This window comes from Vibrio sp. FE10 (assembly GCF_030297155.1).
Classification (GTDB): Bacteria; Pseudomonadota; Gammaproteobacteria; order Enterobacterales; family Vibrionaceae; genus Vibrio; species Vibrio apostichopi.
In genome coordinates this window covers 1,611,099-1,631,923 of the sequence record NZ_AP028067.1, presented here as the reverse complement: position 1 = coordinate 1,631,923, position 20,825 = coordinate 1,611,099, and the positions used below count along the sequence as shown (strand labels likewise).

Here is a 20,825-nt window from a genome sequence, read left to right as displayed (position 1 = left end):
GTTCGTTTTAGCTGTTGCCGTTAGCTAATAGCTGATAGCTGATAGCTTAAAAGCAAACTCAGCTTAAGCGTCAGACTCAATCAAATACACTTCTTCACTGAATCGAGACAAACCTTTCTTCGCAATCTTAGGGTGTTCATCATCTGCAATATCTTGATTCAACAAAGTGATCTTATAGCCTGCAAACAACTGATCGATCTCTAGCTTAGGCACGCTAAACGGAGGCCCTGCCATTTCGCGTTGGTCGTAATCCAATGTAACCAACAAGATCTTGCCGCCAGGCTTTAACAGTTGCTTCAAACGTTCCACATATTGCGCGCGCATCTCAGCAGGCAAAGCCACCAACGAAGCACGATCATAAATGATGTCGACAGGCTGAATGGGCGCAGTGAAGTAGTCACCGGTGTAAACACTCAGCTCATCAAATTGGTACAGCTCATGTTGACCACTGATTTGAGTCACTGTCGGTGTGTATAAATGCTCAGAGAAAAATGCGCGAACCGCGATCTGGCTTAATTCGACACCTTGAACCTCTTCATGCTTGGTCGCTAACCAAATCAAATCTTCACTCTTACCACAAAGAGGCACGAAGACACTCTTGTCGTAACTAGGGTTAGTCTTTTGCCAAAATTCGATAAGAAGCGGGTTTACATCTTCAAGGTGGAAACCAATTTGGTTGGCTGCCCATTTATTGTGCCAAAATTCAGGATTATTCATCTTTCGTTCATGTTAAACAGTCATAATGCAAGGGTACAGTATAGAGAAGTAAGAGCAACCTTCGCTTGATTCAAACTTAAAAACGACATGAGTCATAGTAGAAAACGACGCGAGTTAACAAAGAAGATTGCCGAGGTTCAAAGTTCTCAAAATTTGGGAACAAACGCTTAAATGATTTGTCTATATCTTCACATTTTAAAGCAATATTAAACGTTAGAGTTGGTTTCGGTCTTAACTAGCCCCATCTAATATATAGCTAGATTGGTTAGTGTAGTTAAGCTGTTTTTACTCTTATGCGTTACTGGTTACCCCTTTTGATTTACCCGTTTTTGTAACCTTGTATTTTGGAGTTTGAATGAGTGTATTTCTCCGTACGACGGCCCTAATGCTTCTAGTATTGAGCCGAGCGCCTGCATTCGCAGCAGCACCTGTTTCAACAAGTTCAACTGATCAATCGCGCACTCCTGCGCAAAACCAAGTTTCATCAAACGTATTCCGCCACAGCCTTAGCGGCTTATACGGCATCAAAGCATTCGACTCACGTCCGACTCAGCCTTATACCGACTTCGATATTCTGTACAGCAAAGCTCACCAAGCACAGGCTGAACTAGAAACCATCTGTAAAAGTACTGCCCTACTGACTAACTCAGACGCACTCTTTGCTGGCGTTAAATCTCAAGCACGAGCAGAAGAGAAAATTGACCTTGAGTTAGATGGCGATGTATCAAGAATTACCGACTTAGCCCGCGCAACCATCATCGCTAACGATGTAGAAAGCTTGGTCGAAGTTTACGAAGCTCTAAGCCGCGAAGCGGATGTGGTAAAAGTGAAAAACAAATTCAAATCACCGGCTGATTCTGGCTACCGTGATTTGAACCTTTTGGTTCGTTTACCTAAAACTAATGTTATTGCCGAAGTGCAACTTCACTTGAGAGCCATCGCTGATGTGAAAAGTGGCCCTGAACATGAGCTTTACGAAATCATCCAAGGCATTGAGCGTCACGCTATTGCAGAAAAACGCCCGATTAACGACATCGAAGCGGCGCAAATCAATAGCCTAAGACGCCAATCTCTAGAGCTTTACCAACAAGCATGGCAACCATACATTACAACGCACATTAAAGCGGCTTAGCGCGAACTGCGTAATACCGACAAACACCAGAAGGGCTGCACTCGCAGCCCTTTTTAGTACCTGTTTGATAAACAAATCGTTCGCTTGTCTGTCCCAACCTCACCATTCCAAGCTATTGGTGATAATACTCCTTAGAGCGGTTGTATAAATCCAAGGGTTTTAACGTGCTGTAAAATGCCGCCGCGTCTTGTAAGTCTCTATCTGATAAAGACTTCACTACCGACTGCATATACAGATCTTGGCGTTCATCGCTTTTAAAATCACGTAGTTGCTTAAGAATGTAACTCGCCTTTTGTCCCTTTATATTTGGGTAAGATTGCACAAAAGGAATGATCTTATCGCCGTGGCACTGGCTACAAAGGTTCTGGGCAAGTTTCTCGCCCGCAATCAAACTTGGTATATAAGGCTCCGCTTTTTCTAGCTCAACGTCAATTTTGGGCACTACCTTAGTGTCAAATTCGGAATGTTCATCAGAGCATGCAGAAAGCAACATAACGGCCATCGCAGGCGCCAGAAATATAGACACTAATGTCACTGAGTTCATCGTCATTTATGCGCTCCTGGCATTGGTGGCAACAAGGCGCTATCAATAGGCTTACGACGATACTTGTTCATGTCGATGCCTTTGTCTTGGTAGTAAGTGCTCAAGTAATCGAGCACTGGATCCCATGTATCTGTCAAGTCCCACAACCCCTGAGTATCAACCATCCATTGGATCGTCTCTCGCCACTGTTCTCTAGTGCCGCTGTTCTGAGCCACGATTAAACTGGTGTGACACGCATTACACTGGCCATTCACCACTTCCCAACCTGGGGCCATAATGAGCCCAGAGGTCTTGTCTACACCGTAATACTCTTTCGGGTTTTCTGGAATCTCATCGGCATGTACGAGCATCGAGGTTAATAGACTGCATACTAGAGCGGCTCTCATTATGTCTTTGCGGTAAGAACGCTTACTTACATCAGTCAACCGGGCACGGGCAGAATTGGCGAGAGTAGAATGAGTATGAAGAGACTTATCGTTAATTTGTTTCATCACGACACTCGAACTGCAATACGGTGACAACCATTGAACAAATAACCTTTCGGGTTCCATTGTGGTTGTACGACTGGCTGACTGTCGCCTTCACTGTCGGTTGCCTTTGCCCAAATCTCGTAATAACCGGTCATAGGAAGGTCTAAATCGGCCTCCCATTGCTGCCATGCGCCTTTGTTGACGGGTCTATTAAGCTTTGCATCATGCCATGTCGTCCCATAATCGTAACTCACCTGCAGCTTCTCAACCGTTCTGAGCCCGGCCCAAGCATGGCCGCTGACCGTGACTTTTTTACCAAGCGAAAACTCAGTCCCGCTCTTTGGTGAAGTAATCAACGATTTTACGATCATCTCTTCAATGATTCGAAAATCTTTGTTATCGACCTTCTCACCCGGCGCTATCGGATGTTTTGGTACTTGATAGGCAGGTGCCGCCATCTTATGGCCGTCATGAATTTTGTTACGAATACTAATCCCTGTCGTGCACTTCTGAGAAACCGATGCTGGGCGTCCACCAAACACGCTTCGAAGTGGGAAGCCATGAAGGTATGGAATTGGTTCTCCATTCATTTCCCATGCAATCAAAGCGTTGTCGTTCATCGCAGCCGCAATAGGCACACCACGCGAGATGGCTTCTCCTTTGCCACTTAAGTGTTTATCAAAGCCGTGATTACCCACGTAAACCGCATCATCTTTAATGCCACAGTCTTTAAGAACATCACTGAGCAAAACGCCGGTCCATTGCGAACAGTAAACGCCCGCGTTACTCCATTGATTCCCCTTGGTACTTGGATAGAAGTTATTACGGCTGTTACCACCACACTCCAATACAAGGCTCTGAGTATGATGTTTAAACTTGGATTTAAGTTCTGCCAGCGTATAGGATTTACTTTCTTTCACTGACTCGCCTTTCACTTCAAAAGTCCAAGTCTCAGGATCCATTTCTACAAAATCTGGCATCAAGCCATTCCATCGAACAAACGGCACATCTGCAGGTGTAACAGCAGGTGCAAGCATACTTTCTGGCGGATAGGCATTCAGAGGGTTGGTATTCAAAACGGTGTAGTAATCAGGAAGGTCTTCAGCTTTCGCCCACGTTAACGCGTTGATATCGAGTGCCGCCAAGTCTTCAGGTCGATTAGCCGCAAATACCCAAGAAACCGGCAATGCAGAAACGGCTGTAGCGGAAAGCGCAGCTTTAAGAAATTGCCTTCTGTCTAAACTCATTGGGGTGACCCTTTGTGATGCAGTGTGTAAAAGTAGTTGGCTAGTTTCTCGATATCTTGCTCAGACAAAAGTTGAGCCACTTTAGACATAGTTTTGTCTGTTCGTTTACCACTCTTAAAGTTCGACAACTGTTCGGTAAGGTAAACCTTGTTTTGCCACTTCAAGTTGGGAATCGACGGATATGACGTATCTTCGCCGCTACCGTGACAGGCAATACACATATTTGCTATTTGCTGATATTCCGCTGCCGTGACTACCACAGGCAGAGCGAGAAATATCAAAGCTAAAAAGGCTTGTCGCAAGGTTCCTCCTTAGTATTTGAACGGTTAAATAAGTTAATTGATTGTTAATACTGGGCATTAAATCAAATTGATTCGTTTATTTAAATTCAAACATATTTAACCTTCGTTTATTAAAACTAAACGACAAGAGGCATGGCCAAGTAAGGAAGAAAAGGCAACGTTAGTGTTAGATTTGATGAAAGGAATACGGCTTAGAAAAGGATATGGAAAGCAGGAATACCGCGAGTTGGATTAGAAAATAAGTACAAACAACAAAGGTAAAAGGGATGAAAGATAAAGGATGAGATTCCGGAGACGAGTAAGATGAGGAGAAACGAGAAGAGCTAATATACTTAAGATAGGCGTACAGGAAATAGCACTTATCTCCTGCTAAAGAGATGTATGAAGTTGACGATTACTGGAGGTGAAAATGAGCCAGATACAAAAAGACCACGCTAGGCGTGGTCTATTGCTTGGCTACTTCTCGATTTTAATATTCTCGACACGGGCCTTTAGTTTTTGTCCCGGTCTAAAAGTAACAACACGTCGAGCAGAAATTGGAATGTCTTCACCAGTTTTCGGGTTACGACCAGGTCGCTCGTTTTTCTCGCGAAGATCAAAATTACCAAAACCAGACAGTTTTACCTGTTCGCCATTTTCGAGCGCTTTACGAACTTCTTCGAAAAACACTTCCACCGTTTCCTTGGCATCCCGCTTGCTGTATCCGAGTGTCTCAAACAGGTTCTCAGCCAAATCGGCCTTCGTGAGTGCCATAAAACTTTCCTCAAAGCTATGTTAAACATTGCTACCATCGCCAGTAGCGCCAAAGCATTTACCCTATTCAATCAATGAGATAAGGTCATTTACAAGGAAAGTGTATGCCAAGCTTCTGATTTTCGCCAACTTTTTTATCTCAACTATTGAATTATTCTTTCAAATCAGAAAGATAAGCCACTCCTAAATTCACATATATGCCTAAAAAACATCTACTAACACACAACCAAATAGAACTATATTCCATTTAATCGAATTTATATGGAATTTAAAACTTTAGTTTCCTAAATATTAATTTATGAGACTTTTCTCCTATGTTCAATAAAATCAGCGACTTGATTTGATATCAAACTCAACAGAGGTTACTAAATAAGCATTATTAAATATGAGATTCGTATCATTTCAGGATTTAATTCGATTGGCTCAATACTGACTATTGATATGTTGCACGCTCCTAGACGTTTTAAAAACGTATTTTCAACCGAAACTCAATATTCAGCTCAACAACCGCCTCAGCACCTTATCTCATCCACAACCAATATTACTCACACTTAGCTTAAACAAAGCAAAAAGTACGTTTCACACCTCAAGTTGTTATGTTATAACATATCTATGTTATTTCTAATTTTGTGGATTGAATGAGAGATCTTGAAGCGATCATCGAGCATGTAAAACAGGGCTGTAAAGTCAGTGGCAAACAATTTACGGCCAAAAGACAGCTAATCCTGCGAGCCTTGATTCACGCCAACAAAGCACTTTCTGCTTATGAAATCGTTGATTATTGTAAAGAGCACTTTGACCAACATGTTCAAGCAATGTCGGTTTATCGGGTGTTGGAGTTTCTTGAAGAGCAACACTTGGCGCACAAACTTAAAGTCTCCAACAAATACATCCTCTGCGACCATATCCTTTGCGAACATGAGCATGGTATCCCTCAATTTTTAATTTGCTCAAAGTGCGACAAAATCAGCGAGCAAACCATCGACCCTGCCATGATTCATGGGCTTCAATCCCACGCTAAACAAGAAGGTTTCACCGTGGTCAGCCCTCAATTGGAGATTAACTGCGTGTGCGATGATTGCGCGGAGCATACCTAGCGACATTCCATTCAGCTCAACCTCTAATACATTCAAAATTACCTTAGCCCTAATCAGAAAGGAGACACTGAAACGCTATGTCAGCAACGCTCATCAAAAATGCCCGAGTGGTCAATGAAGGTTCTGTGACTAAAACCGACGTGTTAATCGTTGGTCACCGAATCGAAAAAATCGCAGATGATATCAAGCCAAAACCAAACGATGAGGTCATTGACGCGCAAGGCTGTTATCTAATGCCAGGGATGATTGACGACCAAGTCCACTTTCGTGAGCCGGGATTAACACACAAAGGTTCAATCGCCACAGAGTCACGAGCTGCGGTTGCAGGCGGTATTACCAGCTATATGGAGATGCCAAACGTAAACCCTGCCACAACAACCATTGAAGCCTTAGAGAGAAAATTTGATATTGCCTCACAAAGCTCGCTGGCAAATTACTCGTTTTATCTCGGAGCCACTGAAGACAACCTCGAACAGATTAAGCGACTCGACCCAACCAAACACTGCGGTGTGAAGGTGTTTATGGGCGCTTCGACTGGCGACCTGTTGGTTGAAGATCCTAAAGCGCTCGATGCCATCTTTCGTGATTCCCCCGCCCTTATCGTTACCCATTGCGAAAGCGGGCCAGTGATCGCTAAAAACCAAGAGCAATTAAGAAAAGAAAAAGACGTTTTCACGATTGAAGACCACCCAGTTCTAAGAGACGACAAAGCCTGTTATGCCTCTTCTTCTTATGCGATTGAGCTAGCTAGAAAACACAACAGTCAACTTCATGTGCTGCACATCACGACAGCCAAAGAACTCGCTCTGTTTGACGCAGGGCCAATTCAAGAAAAACGTATTACGGCAGAAGCTTGTGTGCACCACCTGTGGTTCAGCAACAAAGATTACGCAACGCTAGGTAACCAAATTAAATGTAATCCGGCCGTCAAATACCCAAGCGATAGAGACGCCCTATTAGCCGCTTTGAACACGGGGAAAATAGACATCATTGCGACGGATCACGCACCACATACATGGGAAGAAAAACAAGTTCCTTACGAACAAGCCCCAGCAGGATTACCTTTGGTACAACACGCCCTATTGAGCCTGTTTGACCATGTAAGTGCGGGAAGCATGACAGTGGCTAAGGTTGTCGAGAAGACCGCACATAACCCAGCTATCCGTTATGCGATACAGGAACGTGGATATATTCGTGAGGGTTACTACGCCGACCTAGTATTAGTCGACCCACAAACTCCAACCTTGGTCAGCAATGAAAACAGCTTGTATCAATGTAGGTGGTCGCCATTCTCAGGACACGAATTCTCTGCTCAGATTAAGCATACATGGGTAAACGGCATCAAGGTTTATACCAACCCAGAATCCGCAGACAACAACACACATAACACTCATGTACCAAATGAGATACCAAACGAAATGCCAACTCCAGCAATGAGGCTGTCATTCGAGCGCTAGTTCAGCAGTTATTACAATCAATAAAAAGAAATCAATATGTTAAGAAGAAACCCAAGCGGTCACATGCCAGAAGTATCGGAGACCTCTTTCATTGACCCGACCGCCATCATCTGTGGCAAGGTCATCATTGAAGATAACGTGTTTATTGGCCCTTACGCCGTGATTCGTGCTGACGAAGTCAATGAACAAGGCGATATGGAAGCCATCGTGATTAAGCGTGATACCAACATTCAAGATGGTGTGGTCATTCACTCAAAAGCTGGCGCTGCCGTCACTATTGGTGAACGCTCATCCATCGCCCATCGCTCGATTATTCATGGCCCTTGTGAGGTCTGTGACGACGTATTTATTGGCTTCAACTCAGTAGTCTTTAATGCGGTGATTGGCAAAGGTTGTGTGATTCGCCATAACTGTGTGGTGGATGGGCACGACTTACCTGAAGGCTTCCATGTACCACCAATGACCAACATCGGTTCAGGGTTTGATTTGAACAATATCTCCAAGGTCCCACCTGAGTACTCTGCGTTTTCAGAATCAGTTGTTTCGGCAAACCATACCCTTGTGCAAGGTTATCGGAGAATTGCTAATGAACTCTGATAAAAAGCCTCTCTTGGGTATTCCAACCAATATCATTACCGGCTTTCTCGGCGTAGGTAAAACTACCGCGATTCTCAACCTAATGAAGAACAAGCCCGCAGATGAAAACTGGGCTATTTTGGTGAATGAATTCGGAGAAATTGGCGTTGATGGCAGTTTGATCCAAGGGAACGACAGCAAACAACAAGTGTTTATTCGTGAAGTGCCTGGCGGCTGTATGTGTTGCGCGGCAGGTTTACCGATGCAGATCGCACTGAATCAACTGCTGTCAGAAGCAAAACCTGATCGCTTATTGATCGAGCCGACAGGGCTTGGTCACCCTAAAGAAGTGTTAGAAGTCTTGTCTTCAGAGCATTACCGCAAAGTCTTGTCACTGCAGAAGAACATTACTTTGGTTGATGCCCGCAAGCTTTCTGACACACGCTATTCTGAACACGATACCTTCAATCAGCAAATCACCATTGCCGACACCATTGTGGGTAATAAAGTCGACCTGTACAAAAGTGGCGATGCAGAAAAACTGGCTGAGTACGTCGCACAGGTTTGTCACCCAGACACCAAACTCATATTTGCCCATCACGGTAAGATCCCTTCCGACGAGTTCGATGGAAACACCAATTTTTACCATCATCAAGCTCATCACCACCATCACCACCATCATCATCAGCAAGATAAGCCACTCGCTTCAGAATTACCGATGCCAGAAAGCGGCATGATAAAGGCGAGTAACCAAGGTGAAGGGTTTGAAAGTATTGGTTGGCGATTCGCGGCTGACAAACTGTTCGACCGTCAGCAATTGCTTAATGTATTAGTTGGGCTCAAAGCCGAACGAATGAAAGCGGTGTTCATCACTCAAAGCGGTATCTTTGGTTACAACCTAACTGAAGATGGTCTAACAGAGTGTGAACTTGATGAATGCAATGAAACCAGAATTGAGGTGATTGGTCAGGCCATAGACAGCGACCTAGAAACTCACCTGCTTCAATGCTTAGTTAGTTAATCGCTAGGAGCAAATCTACTTTCCCCTGAGTGACATAATCTCAGTCACTCAGGGTTCAGACGAAAACCACTTGATCCTGAACTTAAGATGTCGATATATCATTGGTCTTTTTCTGATAGCTAAACGATATAGCCTTTCATGCATTGAGCCTGTAAGTTGCGTCTCGAACTTGTTCTATTCACCTAATCCAAATCAGGCCATCTCAATGTCAAAACACAGCATTAAAATATTGTTACCTCTGTTCCTTTTCCCTTTATCTGCACTGGCTTCTGACTGTTCGCAAAAGATTGGCTGTGAGAAAAAAGCGTGTGAAATTGAAATGAAAATTGATATCGCGAAAGCCAACGGATATGACAACAAGCTAGAAGGACTGACAGACGCTTTAGATCAGTTAAATACATACTGTACCAACGAAGAACTAAAATCAGAGTTAATGGATGACATTGAAGACGCGCAAGAAGAAATCGTTGAGTACAAAGAGGAACTTCAAGAAGCGCAAGACTTCAACGAAGACGACAAGGTCGCTAAATACCAAGGGAAGATCGACGAAGAAAAACAAAAGATTGAACAGTACAAACAAGACCTGTCTCAGTTAAATTAAGCCTGACTGGTTTTAGATGCCTTAACTGTCATACCCATTGGCGTCCTACTACTCGCAACAACAATGATCAAGATAACGCCATGAGTGTCGCGAATTACAACACTCATGGGCTATTTAGCGGACTCGTTAGCTGCTAAAAGTTCTAACTCACCGAAACCAAACGCTTCTCGGCCAATGCCATTGCAATGTTGGCTTTAGCGTAAGCACTTTCATTAATGAAATGGGGATAGATATCTTGTTCGCGCTCCCAATAGATATCATAACCAAAGAAAGTCGCGAGCAAAGGCTCCCCTTGCTTCACTACCTCAAAATCTCGACCACAGATCGCTGGGTGTACTGTGGCTACTCGCATACCATCAGGACCAAGTGGAACATTAACCTCTTCAACATAGAAGAAAGCATCGTAGTCTTCTAGCGCTTGTACTTGGTTAAGGTTATGTTTCTCAACGTAATCAAGAACCATGGTCAGCATCTGCTTCATCAGTTTGAGAGTATCGAACTTAAGTGAGCCATGTGCCTGAGCCCCGACTTCAATCATCACTCCACACTTCCCTGTTGTGCAAAGGTAAGGCTGCTCATCCCAAGGCTTTCTATCTTCAAACAGAATATTGGCTTCCGGCATTCGCTGTTTCACATAAGCGCCCATTTTTTGGTAGAAAGCATCATTGGAAAGCAAGATTAATGTCGCCCCCATATTGCTGGTCGTGTTGTGCAAATCCACGATCAGTTGCTGCTCTTTGCTTGCGTGTCTATCTATAAACTGTCTTGCCACGGTATGCTCAGCTAAACCAGCAGTATCGTCGTGGTTAGTATTACAAAACTGACGATTTAGGTCCGTGTCAACATATCGGACGTTCTGCTCTACCGCTTTAGGATTTGCGATAACAGAAGTAGTCGAAAATGTTGAACGCTCGGCGGCATACAAACGCTCTTTGATGAGCTTGTTTAAATAGATTCCTGAGAGCTCGTTGCCGTGTGTTCCAGCAACCAGCAAGACTTGATTAATGTTGTCCATGTCATTGATTTCCAAATATCGAAAGTGCAAGTCACCCTTGCTTATTGTTATGATATAACATAACAACAATAAGTTCATTTCTCCAGAACACTTCGTAATCAGGAACTAGATAATTCTTAGTAGAAACGAGAATTCATTATGAAACATTCATACACTAAGGCCCCGCAATTGCGAGGCCTTGGTTTCTATTCAACACTTTAGTTTCGATGATTAATCTACATCACGCTTCTTTGCAGCGAATCACATCACGACTGCTTAACAAGCTTTCCGTTATCTCCCGCGCTATCTGATGTTTTAGTGTTCGGTGTCTTCGCTGGTTTCACGATTAAGCCAATCCCGACTAAGAACAGCACTGATGCAACCACTTGGGCGACTGACAGTACTTCGTCATACATAAAGTAACCACTGATCAATGCGAAGATTGGCACAAGCAAGGTTAACGGTGCGGTCGTGCTTAACGGATATTGGATTAACAACTTATTCCACACCCAGTAGCCAAATAGCGTGGTTGGATAAGCCTGAAACAACACAGCAATCGTCGTATTCCAATCCCACAGTGCGATCCCCTGCCAAATGATTTGGTCACCGTGCAGCATAACCGCAAACAACACTAATGGAACTGGCGCAAACAGCATGCCCCACACGTTAAACGCAAAAGCCTGCTTGGTTTTAGACGCCTTAACAATCACGCCCATTAACGTCCAACTGCACGCTGCGATCATAATAAGAATCACGCCATTAACGGTGACATTGCCCGTTGCTGCGGAAACCAATACCGCCAAGGCGCACATCGCTAACATCGCACCCATTAACTTGCGAACCGACGCACTTTCTTTGAAAACCCATACCCCAACAGCCATACCGATTAGCACGTTGGTTGAAAGCAATACCGATGAAAGCCCAGAAGAAAGCCCGGCTGTGATTGACCAAGAAGCCATACCCCAAATACCCACACCAAACACAAAGCCATAACTCACTAAATAGCGCCAAGCGACATTCGGTCTCGCCACAAAAAATATCACCGGGATAACCGCTAGCGAGAAACGCGCAGCGGTTGCTAACAACGGATGAACATTGGTCACACCCATTTTGATCATCGAGAAATTGAATCCCCAAATTGCCATCACGAACACCGCTAACAACAAATCATTTCTTTTCATACTGACCCCTCCTTTGTTTTAAAAGAGTATCCCTTGAACAATAAAACCAGTACAGATACAATTTTTATAATAAAAACCAGTACAGTTAACAACGGTCGTGACCATGAGTATCTACAGAAAGCTTGCTAATCAATTTATTGATGAGATTGAAACGGGGAAAAGACCCGAAGGTGGGCGTATGCCTTCGCTGCGCCAGTTAGCTAAACAACAAGCCATCAGCATGTCGACCGTAGTAAGCTGTTACCAAGAGTTAGAATCACAGGGTTGGATTCATTCTCGACCTCAAGCGGGCTATTTTGTCTCGCCTCATAAGCCTTCTCACTCCACACCGGAATGGGCACAGTTTGAAAGTAAGGTTTCCAGAGTTAGACAAACTTCATCGACTCACAACTCAATCAATGGGCCTTTAGGGGTCTCTAGCACCACCAATGATGAACAATCGATTGTGGAACTAGAACGCAGCTTCCGTCGCTCTATCAAACGTATGGGCAACAGACTCAATCATTACCCTGATACACAGGGCGAGCCGATGTTAAGACAGGCTCTATCGACCCACTTCACCAAGCTCGATGTGCACTTTTCACCTGAAGAAATGGTGATCACTGCTGGATGCATGTCAGCAATTAAAGCTGCTCTTGAATCGTGTACCAAAGAAGGAGACACCATTGCCATCAGTTCTCCTTGCTTCAACGGTATTTTGGAGTTGCTTGGAAAGATGTCTCGCCAGATCATTGAGATCCCGTCTTTGGATGACGGTGTCGACCTAAAACAGCTAGAAACACATCTGAAAAACAAACGTGTGGATGCTGCTATCTTCTGTACCTCACATATGAATCCTCAAGGGATCAATATGTCGGCCAGTCAAAAACAAAAGCTGGCTGAATTGGCGAATCATTATCGAGTACCAATCATTGAAGACGATGTGTATCTAGAACTTTCTTACGCATCACACACACCATTGCCTGCAAAATACTATGACAAAGGCGGATACGTGTTGTGGTGCGGATCGGTATCGAAAAGCCTTTCACCAAGTTATCGTTTAGGCTGGTGTTTGCCAGGAAGGTACATAGACGAGTACAAGGCTCAGTTTTCTGCTGCGAGTTATGGCGTTGCCCTGCCCACTCAACTTGCGGTTGCTGACTTTATCGAATCTGGCCAATACGCCAAGCACGTTAGAAGAAGATGCTCTCAGATCCTTTCTTTGCGCCAGCAATACCTCAGCTATTTAGCCCAACATCTTCCTCAAGATGTGAAGATCAGTAACCCACAAGGTGGCATGGTTCTCTGGTTGCAAATCCCAAATTTGAACCAGAAAACTTTTTCTCAAGCGGTAGCTAAGCAGAATATTGATATTAGGCTTGGACATCTGTTCAGCACGCTCGATCTCTACAGCAACTGCCTACGCATCAATTTTGGTTATTCACTTGAAGGAGAAGCCAAACAGCAGTTGGATGACTTGATTAGGCTTATCCACCAATGCGTCAACGGTTAGCTTTACCTAATCCAATTTACTCATGATTGGCACGCATTAGTTGTTTGAGTTCGACTTTATCATGACCTTCTTTGATGGCTTTTGTTGATGGCTTTTGTTGATGGCTTTTGTTGATCGCTTTTGTTGATCGCTTTTGTTCATAACTTTTTCATAGCTATTTGTCATAAAGGAAGAGGCTATTATTCCGATTCAACCCAGGGTTAAAGCCCCGTACCGTAAGGAAATTCAATCGCCTCAAAACCCTTAAATACTGAGTTTGCAAGCACCCACAAAATTATGCAACTCAGCTAATGACACATCACTTTTAGTCGTCAATATACAGCCGTCAGCGCTGGCGTTATCCTGTATTTGAAGAGAACTATTATGAGTGATAAAACCCAAAAAAAACCATTACCTTCCTTTATTGAAGAACGCTTGAACTTCTATATTCAAGACCTGATTACCCAGAACCAAAGCCAGAAACACTTGGTGTTGGGTAAACGTCCACCCCGCAACGCCGTTGTCATGCAGAGCAATGATTACCTAGCCCTGTCGCACAACAAGCAGATCCAACAAGCTCACCAAGCGGCGATCAGTGAACACGATGACAACGTGGTGATGTCTGCGATTTTCTTACAAGATGAAGAGTCTAAACCTGAGTTTGAAACCGAACTCGCAAGCTATGTGGGGATGGAAAGTTGTTTGCTTTCTCAATCTGGCTGGACGGCCAATATTGGGTTACTTCAAACGATCTGTCCGCCAGATACGCCTGTGTATATCGACTTTTTTGCACACATGTCGCTGTGGGAAGGCGTTCGCGCGGCTGGTGCAATCGCCCATCCATTTATGCATAACAATATGAGTCACTTACGTAAGCAACTGGAACGTCATGGCTCTGGTGTGATTGTTGTCGACTCGGTTTATAGCACGATTGGCACCATCGCCCCACTCCGCGACATCTACGAAATGGCGCAAGCGTTTGATTGTGCCGTCATCGTAGATGAATCGCATTCACTGGGCACTCACGGAGAGAATGGTGCTGGCTTAGTTCAAGCGCTCGGGCTCACGAATCAAGTCGACTTTATCACCGTCAGCTTGGCCAAAACCTTTGCTTATCGCGCAGGCGCAATCCTCGGGCCTAAACAGCTATCGGCAACCTTGCCGTTTGTCGCTTACCCTGCGATTTTTAGCTCAACCGTGTTGCCGCAAGAAGTGATTCGTTTAGAGAAAACCTTGGAGGTAATTAAAGGAGCAAAAGATAAACGAAAAGTATTATTTGAACGGTCTAAATCGCTCACCACAGGCCTCAAACGGATTGGCTTTAACATCCGTAGCGAATCTCAAATCGTTGCATTAGAGTGCGGCAATGAGAGAAATACAGAGCGAGTACGCGACTTCCTTGAACAGCGTGATGTGTTCGGTGCAGTATTCTGTCGCCCCGCTACGGGCAAGAACAAGAACATCATCCGATTTTCAGTAAATGCCGACATGACACCACGAGACATTGATCATGTGCTCACGGTTTGTCATGAGGCGTACCATCACCCAGAGTTAGAATTCGTATAACTCTGTACACGCCAATTTTATAACTAACACAAACGGCAGGACTGAATGGACGCTATCATGTCGCTAAACAAAAAGAGCCCAGCAATTCGCTGAGCTCTTTCTTGTGTTTTTGTTCGCTGACAAAATGATCGTGTGCTTCAACTTATGGTATTCACTAAATCCAGTGAGCAATCTTATCGAACAGGCGGTTTTTATCTGCCGGTTTGACGATAAAGTCTGACATGCCTGACGATTCCATTTTCTCTAAAGTGACAGGTGAGCTGTCGCCAGTGTGAGCAATGATTGGCACCGAAGAGTACGCTTTATTGGCACTTCGAATTCGGCGAGAAGCTTCCACACCATCCATGATGGGCATTTCGATATCCATGAGAATCAAGTCGATCTCGTCGCTATCCAGCGCGTCTAATGCTTGTTGGCCATCTTCTTTCTGCACAACATCAAAACCCTGTTTTTCCAGTAACATCGCAGTAAAACGGCGCAAAGATTCGTTGTCATCCACCACCATAATCGTTCGCTTATTCGTGGCCTCTAGCGGTTTTGTAGGCGCTGCTGGCATCACGTAATTGGAATCGAAAAGTAAGCGGTCGATGGTCGCTTTAGTATTAAGCAGCCAAACTTGCGTTTCCACCCAAATAGGCTCGAAAGAAACGTTTCGAACACGCTTAATAGGATGATGCTCATACAAGTAGATGATTCGCGCTTCAGTGAACGAAAGCAGTGACTCAATCCTTTCTAGGCAACTGGCTCGTAAGTCCAAGCTCTCCATATCAACAAAGATCAGATCAAATTCGAACTGATATTCCTTATTTTTTAGGGCGGATGCGACATCTAAGATGGCGAGGTCGAAACCCATAAAACGCGATATCTCGGTCATTTTACTGGTCAGGATCTTCTGGTCGCTCACCATCAATACGGTCTTCAGCTTAGTGAGCTCACTCTTGATCTCTTTCACTGTATTTGAAGCCAAAGATGGGAAGGTCATCGTAAATTGCGTCCATTGTTCCACTTCTGACTGACACTTAATCTCACCACCAAACGAACGCATCACCTTTTTACAAAATGGCAAACCCAGTCCGTAATTACCCGATTGGCCCGTGGTGTAAAAATCTTGGAAAATGCGTCGAATCAAGTCGCTTGAGATACCCGCACCGTTATCGGTGACCATGATTTGATTGGTCACTTCATCGCTGTACATCGTGACATGAATATGAAAATCTTCTGGGCTGCGATGATGGAATGCGTTCTTGAATAAGTTGTACATAACGTACTTCAACAAGGTATCACTGCCCAAGAAATCAAAATCGCTTTGTACATCTAAAGATATCGCTGACTTATCGGCTGAACGCTTGTAGTTAAAACTGTCGATTGCATCCTCAACCACCGCTTGCGCTGAATGCTTTTTGAACGTCGAACGAGATACGCGGTTTTCATCGATTGAAGTCAGCAACAGATCAATCGTCTCGTTGCCTGAGTGGATGATCTCCATCGCCTCATCACCCACCTCACGCAACTGGATAACGTCTTCATTGCTCAGCGCATATTGCCCTTTATGGTCGCCACTTTTGGGGTTCGGCAATATGGACTGCATGACATCGATAGAGGTCAACAAGCCACTTAGAGGGTTTCGCATCTCATGAGCAATGCCAGCACCAAAAGATTTCGCCAATGACACCTTGTTTTCGTGTTCCACCTGATTACGGAAGTAGAACAAGTTGCCGAATAAGTAGATAAACAAAAAGATTGGCACATGCGTCCAGTCCATTGTGAGTTCTAAATAGAAGCCCTGTGCCACCCAAGCACAAAACGTCGCAATTCCGATTCCGGCAAAGGTCTGAGCGAACATGACTTTAGTGACGTGCACCAACAAGATATGCAGGAATATGGCCGACATGAAAGACATGACCCAAACGTTGGACCAATTGTTCATCAGCAGCATGTAAAAGAAGAAACACGGTAAGCAGAGGGTTATCGCAACTTGATAATAAGCCGGAAGGTATTTACGCCAGTCAAATGGGACACGATTACGAAAAATAATGCCGAAGAATAATACCGAACAAGCTAAACGCAGCGATAAGTTTTCATAAGGTTGAGGGAACAAAAACTCCCACACAACGTAGTAGATCGGGAAACCGACAAAGCCCATCCATCCGACGAGAGTAAGGTTTGGTTCTGCGTACTGATAAACTTTGCGAATTGCGTTCATACGGAATACTTTATTAACTAAGCCCTAACGTTTACAAATTTTATGATTTAATTTTTGTTCTTATATTTTGTCACGGATTATATTACACATCACCTCCGAGCAATGAGGTTTCAATCAAATATATATCAAGGTTTTTGCTTTTAAACTTGAATTTGGAGTCAGTGTAAATACTGATAAAAGTAACAAAAGCCTTTAGCGGATTCAGAATAACTAAAGAGCCTTTGGCCGATTCTGAATAAATGAAGAGTCTTTGGTCATGCGTGCTCAGCAATCACAGCCGAGCACGCATAACTCATCAATCTAATATCGAATCAACTGGCGTGCGCAGCTAATTGAAATTTACAGCTAGATTGATATGTAAAGCTAACTAAGCTCCAATTTCATATTGATACTTACTATTTCTTGCTGCCATTTCTGTTGAAGATCTGGCTTTTGATGCTTTGCTTTTCGAGACTGATCTTGTGTCAGTAACTCTTCCAACTCTAACAGCCTTTCCAACAGCAACTCGTCATCATTTTGAGCTAGCTCGGGGAATTGATTTTCACTGGTCATGGAGCGTGATAACACAGTACTTGGAGTTTCCCCTCCCGCCTCTAAGCTAACGACCTGATTACCGACAGACATGGCCTCATAAACCGCATCTAAATAAGTCATTTCCACCAGCTGCCCATCATTGATATACCAGAATCGATTGCATGAACTCTCGATGAGTTCTCGATCATGACTGACCAACAACAGCCCTCCTTCAAAATGAGTTAAGCAATGCGCTAACTCTTCCTTGCCTTCAATATCAAGGTGGTTCGTTGGTTCATCAAGCAACAGGAAATGATACTTAGCCAAAGATAGCCCGACAAACAATAAACGAGAACGCTCGCCACCGCTTAATTCTGCGATCCTTTGATCGTGTCTTTCATAAGAAAAACCAGCGCTGATCAGAGCCATTTTTCTTGCTTCCTGCGACACAGGATAAAACGGGTACAGCGAGTCTATTAATGAGTGCTCATCGCACAATTGGTTCAAGCTTTGGTCGTAATAACCCACATCGGCTTGAGGATGAAAGTAACCATTATCTTCGAGGTGAGAGGCTTGATAGCTTGCCCATAACACCTGCAACAATGAAGACTTACCTGCACCGTTCTTACCTAAGATAGCGACACGATCGCCACTTTTGACTTGTTGGAACAGAACTTCAAACAGTGGCGCTTGGTCTTGCGCGGCTGCTATTGGCACCGACGCTAATTCAAGTAAGCGATTAGCTTTCATCGACTCACCTGACAGGCTTAGTGTCCATGGTTCAATCGTATCCAAACGCGTCATGGTCGTTCGCAAGCCAGCAGCACGTTTCTCCATACTTTTGGCTTTGCGAGCTAGGCCTTCGTTATCGAAATCCCTACCCCAAATAGCTAAGCGCTGCGCGCTCTTTTCAATGCGGTTAATCTCTTTTTGTTCCACTTCTTGCCTTTCAGCGTCAGCGCGATCTTTCTCTTCTAACGCCTTTCTTGCTTCAGTGCAGGTTTGGCTGAAGTATTGCAGTTTTTTGTCACGTAACACCCAAGTACAATTGGTCACATGGTCGAGTAGCCTTTGGTCATGTGACACCATCACAAAGTAGCCTTTCCAATCCATAAGAAATTGCTCTAACCAAAGCAAGGTTGGCAAATCTAAGTGGTTACTCGGTTCATCTAGCAGTAGAACATCAGGTTCGACAATTAAGGCTCTTGCCACCAAGACTCGCGCGTATTGACCGCCACTTAAGGTATCAATCGACTGATCCCAATAGCTTTCGTCAAAGCCTAAGTTAGACAAGATGATTTGAGCGCGCCATTGCTCAGAGAGTTGAATCTCAGATGGGAGATTATCGATAACAGCATTAAGCATCGACATGCTCAACAGGCGTTTAGGGAGATGTTGCTCAATAAGCGCGACTTCGGCATAAGAGGCGAATGAGACACTGCCAACATAGTCAGGTAAGTCTTTGTTTAATAGACGCAGTAAGGTGCTTTTTCCACACCCATTGCTGCCAATTAGGCCAATACGGTCACCCTTTTTAATGGTGAAAGAAAGCCCATCAAATAAGCGGCATGATGTTAGATCGTAAGAAATAGATGATGTAGATATTAATGTAGTCATTTGTTTACTCAAGTTTCAAGCGCAAGAATGCGCTGTCGTCATTTGCTGACAACAACCAAGTAAACTAGAGAGAAGAAACTCTATAGAAGTTTAGTTTTAAATGCTTCGCTCAAGTTTTGGTTATCGTAGCACGATAGTGTTAAAACTTGAGTTTTGGTCGTACCAAAAAATATGCGCAAAGTTAAATTTACACACTTTCATAAGAATCCTCCTTATATTTGTATCGAGTTGAACATTAGCGCTAAAAATAAATCACATTGACCTATGAGTCAAAATATTTAGTCGCGTTCGACTTGGCCTTAATTTACGTAAGCTAGGTCACCGTGACTCTGTGCATTTTTCTTGGGGTATCGCCGTAATCTATCACCGCGTAATGCTGCGTTACCCTGTTATCCCAGATCGCCATTGATCCTTTATCCCATTTGAAACGAACTTGAAACTCGGAGCGTCGTGCTATCTCAAACAGTTGGCTAAGTAAATCATCACTCTCTTGGCGGTCGATCTCATTGATATAACGAGTAAACTGTTCATTGATATAGAGCGTCTCTTTACCCGTTTCAGGATGAATTTGAACAACCGGGTGAATCACTGGTGGATTTTCTTGAGCCGTTTTGATTAACGACTTGTGCCAATCAAGCTCAATCAGATCCGACTCGATGCCCTCAAAAGCCACCAGCGAATGAGTCGCAGATAAGCTTCTCAGCTTTGCTTTCATGTCTTCATCTAATGAATCAAACACTGCGGTCATCGAACACCAAATCGTGTCTCCTCCCACATTGGGCAGATGCTGAGCATGCAACAACGACGCTTTCGATGGCAGTTTCCGCCAGGTTAAGTCGGTATGCCAATAGCTTTCCATCGGAGCATTGCCCCGCGTTGTTTCTATCACGCTCACCTGAGGTGCATGCTCGACGCGAGGAAAAAATGGATGTGCCGGTTCGAGCTGCCCAAATCGCTCCGCAATCATCAAGTGCTGCTCTGGCGAAAGGGTTTGATCATCCAGAAAAATCACTTGATGAGTTAGAAGCGCCTGATAAACCTCATCAAGTTCAGTCGCACTGCATGTAGCGAGTTCGACTCCATGGATACGAGCACCGATGTGAGGGGTAATGGGTTCTATTTTCAACATAAATTCGCTTATTGATGATGTGACATTTCAGAGTCAATTTAGATACTGATTATTAAACCGGACAAATACGCCATTTCTTTCAATCCTACTCGCTATAAAAGCAAAAAGCAGTTTTCCGACTAAAATCAATGATCTTGTATCGCCTAATACATAAAAGCCCCAGTCTTCAATCTGTTAAGAACAGCGTGAATACTGAGGCTCTGAGTTTGTTTAGTTTTTATCTATTAATTTAGG

At 44.0% G+C, this 20,825-nt stretch carries 19 protein-coding genes; 8 read left to right on the top strand and 11 right to left on the bottom strand.

Translation table 11 applies throughout. From position 1 onward, the window contains the following. Positions 1 to 63: 63 nt before the first annotated feature. The gene (locus tag QUF19_RS07415) at positions 64 to 717 is read right to left on the bottom strand and encodes a thiopurine S-methyltransferase (protein ID WP_286298242.1); all 654 of its coding nucleotides are present in this window, start codon (positions 715 to 717) and stop codon (positions 64 to 66) included. 355 nt (positions 718 to 1,072) lie between these two features. Between QUF19_RS07415 and QUF19_RS07410 the strand changes: the two genes are divergently transcribed. Continuing rightward, entirely contained in the window at positions 1,073 to 1,849 is a 777-nt protein-coding gene (locus tag QUF19_RS07410) for a RelA/SpoT domain-containing protein (RefSeq protein WP_017104499.1), read from the top strand. Between the two features lie 112 nt (positions 1,850 to 1,961). Here QUF19_RS07410 and QUF19_RS07405 read toward each other — a convergent pair whose 3' ends face one another. The 5 genes from QUF19_RS07405 to ihfA form a co-directional block, all read right to left on the bottom strand. After that, positions 1,962 to 2,399, bottom strand: a complete 438-nt coding sequence (locus QUF19_RS07405) for a c-type cytochrome (RefSeq protein WP_286298236.1) — start codon at positions 2,397 to 2,399, stop codon at positions 1,962 to 1,964. Further along, a complete protein-coding gene (locus tag QUF19_RS07400) occupies positions 2,396 to 2,884 on the bottom strand; it encodes a cytochrome C (RefSeq protein ID WP_434784916.1) in 489 nt (162 codons plus the stop codon). The genes QUF19_RS07405 and QUF19_RS07400 overlap by 4 nt, the downstream gene beginning before the upstream one ends. Further along, entirely contained in the window at positions 2,884 to 4,110 is a 1,227-nt protein-coding gene (locus QUF19_RS07395) for a molybdopterin-dependent oxidoreductase (protein ID WP_286298231.1), read from the bottom strand. Before QUF19_RS07395 ends, QUF19_RS07400 begins: the two co-directional genes overlap by 1 nt. Further along, the gene (locus QUF19_RS07390; protein ID WP_286298229.1) at positions 4,107 to 4,412 is read right to left on the bottom strand and encodes a c-type cytochrome; all 306 of its coding nucleotides are present in this window, start codon (positions 4,410 to 4,412) and stop codon (positions 4,107 to 4,109) included. Before QUF19_RS07390 ends, QUF19_RS07395 begins: the two co-directional genes overlap by 4 nt. Before the next feature lie 456 nt (positions 4,413 to 4,868). Continuing rightward, positions 4,869 to 5,165, bottom strand: a complete 297-nt coding sequence (ihfA, locus tag QUF19_RS07385; protein ID WP_004734853.1) for an integration host factor subunit alpha — start codon at positions 5,163 to 5,165, stop codon at positions 4,869 to 4,871. Positions 5,166 to 5,803: 638 nt separating this feature from the next. Between ihfA and QUF19_RS07380 the strand changes: the two genes are divergently transcribed. The 5 genes from QUF19_RS07380 to QUF19_RS07360 all read left to right on the top strand — a co-directional run bounded on the left by QUF19_RS07380 (position 5,804) and on the right by QUF19_RS07360 (position 9,917). After that, positions 5,804 to 6,262, top strand: a complete 459-nt coding sequence (locus tag QUF19_RS07380) for a Fur family transcriptional regulator (protein WP_286298145.1) — start codon at positions 5,804 to 5,806, stop codon at positions 6,260 to 6,262. 77 nt (positions 6,263 to 6,339) lie between these two features. Beyond that, the gene (locus QUF19_RS07375) at positions 6,340 to 7,719 is read left to right on the top strand and encodes a dihydroorotase (protein WP_286298143.1); all 1,380 of its coding nucleotides are present in this window, start codon (positions 6,340 to 6,342) and stop codon (positions 7,717 to 7,719) included. 36 nt (positions 7,720 to 7,755) lie between these two features. Next, positions 7,756 to 8,316 carry an LbetaH domain-containing protein gene (locus QUF19_RS07370; protein ID WP_286298141.1) on the top strand — a complete coding sequence of 187 codons (561 nt, stop codon included), beginning with the start codon at positions 7,756 to 7,758 and terminating at the stop codon, positions 8,314 to 8,316. Beyond that, positions 8,306 to 9,316: a CobW family GTP-binding protein gene (locus QUF19_RS07365; protein WP_286298138.1), complete on the top strand. Its 1,011-nt coding sequence runs from the start codon at positions 8,306 to 8,308 to the stop codon at positions 9,314 to 9,316. Before QUF19_RS07370 ends, QUF19_RS07365 begins: the two co-directional genes overlap by 11 nt. A 205-nt stretch (positions 9,317 to 9,521) precedes the next feature. Then, positions 9,522 to 9,917 (top strand): DUF1090 domain-containing protein, encoded by a 396-nt coding sequence (locus QUF19_RS07360; protein ID WP_286298136.1) that lies wholly within the window; start codon positions 9,522 to 9,524, stop codon positions 9,915 to 9,917. A 142-nt stretch (positions 9,918 to 10,059) separates the two neighbouring features. On the opposite strand, the gene QUF19_RS07355 is transcribed toward QUF19_RS07360, so the two are convergent. Further along, positions 10,060 to 10,932 (bottom strand): aspartoacylase, encoded by an 873-nt coding sequence (locus tag QUF19_RS07355; protein ID WP_286298133.1) that lies wholly within the window; start codon positions 10,930 to 10,932, stop codon positions 10,060 to 10,062. A 245-nt stretch (positions 10,933 to 11,177) separates the two neighbouring features. Then, positions 11,178 to 12,092: an EamA family transporter gene (locus QUF19_RS07350; protein ID WP_286298131.1), complete on the bottom strand. Its 915-nt coding sequence runs from the start codon at positions 12,090 to 12,092 to the stop codon at positions 11,178 to 11,180. 103 nt (positions 12,093 to 12,195) lie between these two features. Here QUF19_RS07350 and QUF19_RS07345 point away from each other — a divergent pair, with 103 nt between their 5' ends. Together QUF19_RS07345 and cqsA are read left to right on the top strand one after the other, a co-directional pair. Continuing rightward, the gene (locus QUF19_RS07345; RefSeq protein WP_286298130.1) at positions 12,196 to 13,584 is read left to right on the top strand and encodes an aminotransferase-like domain-containing protein; all 1,389 of its coding nucleotides are present in this window, start codon (positions 12,196 to 12,198) and stop codon (positions 13,582 to 13,584) included. 363 nt (positions 13,585 to 13,947) lie between these two features. Further along, a complete protein-coding gene (gene cqsA / locus QUF19_RS07340; RefSeq protein WP_286298129.1) occupies positions 13,948 to 15,129 on the top strand; it encodes an alpha-hydroxyketone-type quorum-sensing autoinducer synthase in 1,182 nt (393 codons plus the stop codon). A 154-nt stretch (positions 15,130 to 15,283) separates the two neighbouring features. On the opposite strand, the gene QUF19_RS07335 is transcribed toward cqsA, so the two are convergent. The 3 genes from QUF19_RS07335 to QUF19_RS07325 form a co-directional block, all read right to left on the bottom strand. After that, positions 15,284 to 17,332 (bottom strand): ATP-binding response regulator, encoded by a 2,049-nt coding sequence (locus QUF19_RS07335; RefSeq protein ID WP_286298128.1) that lies wholly within the window; start codon positions 17,330 to 17,332, stop codon positions 15,284 to 15,286. A gap of 363 nt (positions 17,333 to 17,695) precedes the next feature. Then, complete coding sequence (locus tag QUF19_RS07330; protein ID WP_286298127.1) at positions 17,696 to 19,462, bottom strand: ABC-F family ATP-binding cassette domain-containing protein; 1,767 nt, start codon at positions 19,460 to 19,462, stop codon at positions 17,696 to 17,698. Between the two features lie 313 nt (positions 19,463 to 19,775). Next, positions 19,776 to 20,591: a TauD/TfdA dioxygenase family protein gene (locus QUF19_RS07325; protein WP_286298126.1), complete on the bottom strand. Its 816-nt coding sequence runs from the start codon at positions 20,589 to 20,591 to the stop codon at positions 19,776 to 19,778. Positions 20,592 to 20,825 lie beyond the last annotated feature (234 nt).

Excerpts from the sequence above, each read along its gene's own strand:
- QUF19_RS07335 (WP_286298128.1), bottom strand. The coding sequence starts at position 17,332 with ATGAACGCAATTCGCAAAGTTTATCAGTACGCAGAACCAAACCTTACT.
- QUF19_RS07395 (WP_286298231.1), bottom strand. The coding sequence starts at position 4,110 with ATGAGTTTAGACAGAAGGCAATTTCTTAAAGCTGCGCTTTCCGCTACA.
- QUF19_RS07360 (WP_286298136.1), top strand. The coding sequence starts at position 9,522 with ATGTCAAAACACAGCATTAAAATATTGTTACCTCTGTTCCTTTTCCCT.
- QUF19_RS07365 (WP_286298138.1), top strand. The coding sequence starts at position 8,306 with ATGAACTCTGATAAAAAGCCTCTCTTGGGTATTCCAACCAATATCATT.
- ihfA (WP_004734853.1), bottom strand. The coding sequence starts at position 5,165 with ATGGCACTCACGAAGGCCGATTTGGCTGAGAACCTGTTTGAGACACTC.
- cqsA (WP_286298129.1), top strand. The coding sequence starts at position 13,948 with ATGAGTGATAAAACCCAAAAAAAACCATTACCTTCCTTTATTGAAGAA.
- QUF19_RS07410 (WP_017104499.1), top strand. The coding sequence starts at position 1,073 with ATGAGTGTATTTCTCCGTACGACGGCCCTAATGCTTCTAGTATTGAGC.
- QUF19_RS07400 (WP_434784916.1), bottom strand. The coding sequence starts at position 2,884 with ATGAAACAAATTAACGATAAGTCTCTTCATACTCATTCTACTCTCGCC.
- QUF19_RS07330 (WP_286298127.1), bottom strand. The coding sequence starts at position 19,462 with ATGACTACATTAATATCTACATCATCTATTTCTTACGATCTAACATCA.
- QUF19_RS07370 (WP_286298141.1), top strand. The coding sequence starts at position 7,756 with ATGTTAAGAAGAAACCCAAGCGGTCACATGCCAGAAGTATCGGAGACC.
- QUF19_RS07375 (WP_286298143.1), top strand. The coding sequence starts at position 6,340 with ATGTCAGCAACGCTCATCAAAAATGCCCGAGTGGTCAATGAAGGTTCT.
- QUF19_RS07355 (WP_286298133.1), bottom strand. The coding sequence starts at position 10,932 with ATGGACAACATTAATCAAGTCTTGCTGGTTGCTGGAACACACGGCAAC.
- QUF19_RS07380 (WP_286298145.1), top strand. The coding sequence starts at position 5,804 with ATGAGAGATCTTGAAGCGATCATCGAGCATGTAAAACAGGGCTGTAAA.
- QUF19_RS07415 (WP_286298242.1), bottom strand. The coding sequence starts at position 717 with ATGAATAATCCTGAATTTTGGCACAATAAATGGGCAGCCAACCAAATT.
- QUF19_RS07350 (WP_286298131.1), bottom strand. The coding sequence starts at position 12,092 with ATGAAAAGAAATGATTTGTTGTTAGCGGTGTTCGTGATGGCAATTTGG.
- QUF19_RS07325 (WP_286298126.1), bottom strand. The coding sequence starts at position 20,591 with ATGTTGAAAATAGAACCCATTACCCCTCACATCGGTGCTCGTATCCAT.
- QUF19_RS07345 (WP_286298130.1), top strand. The coding sequence starts at position 12,196 with ATGAGTATCTACAGAAAGCTTGCTAATCAATTTATTGATGAGATTGAA.
- QUF19_RS07405 (WP_286298236.1), bottom strand. The coding sequence starts at position 2,399 with ATGACGATGAACTCAGTGACATTAGTGTCTATATTTCTGGCGCCTGCG.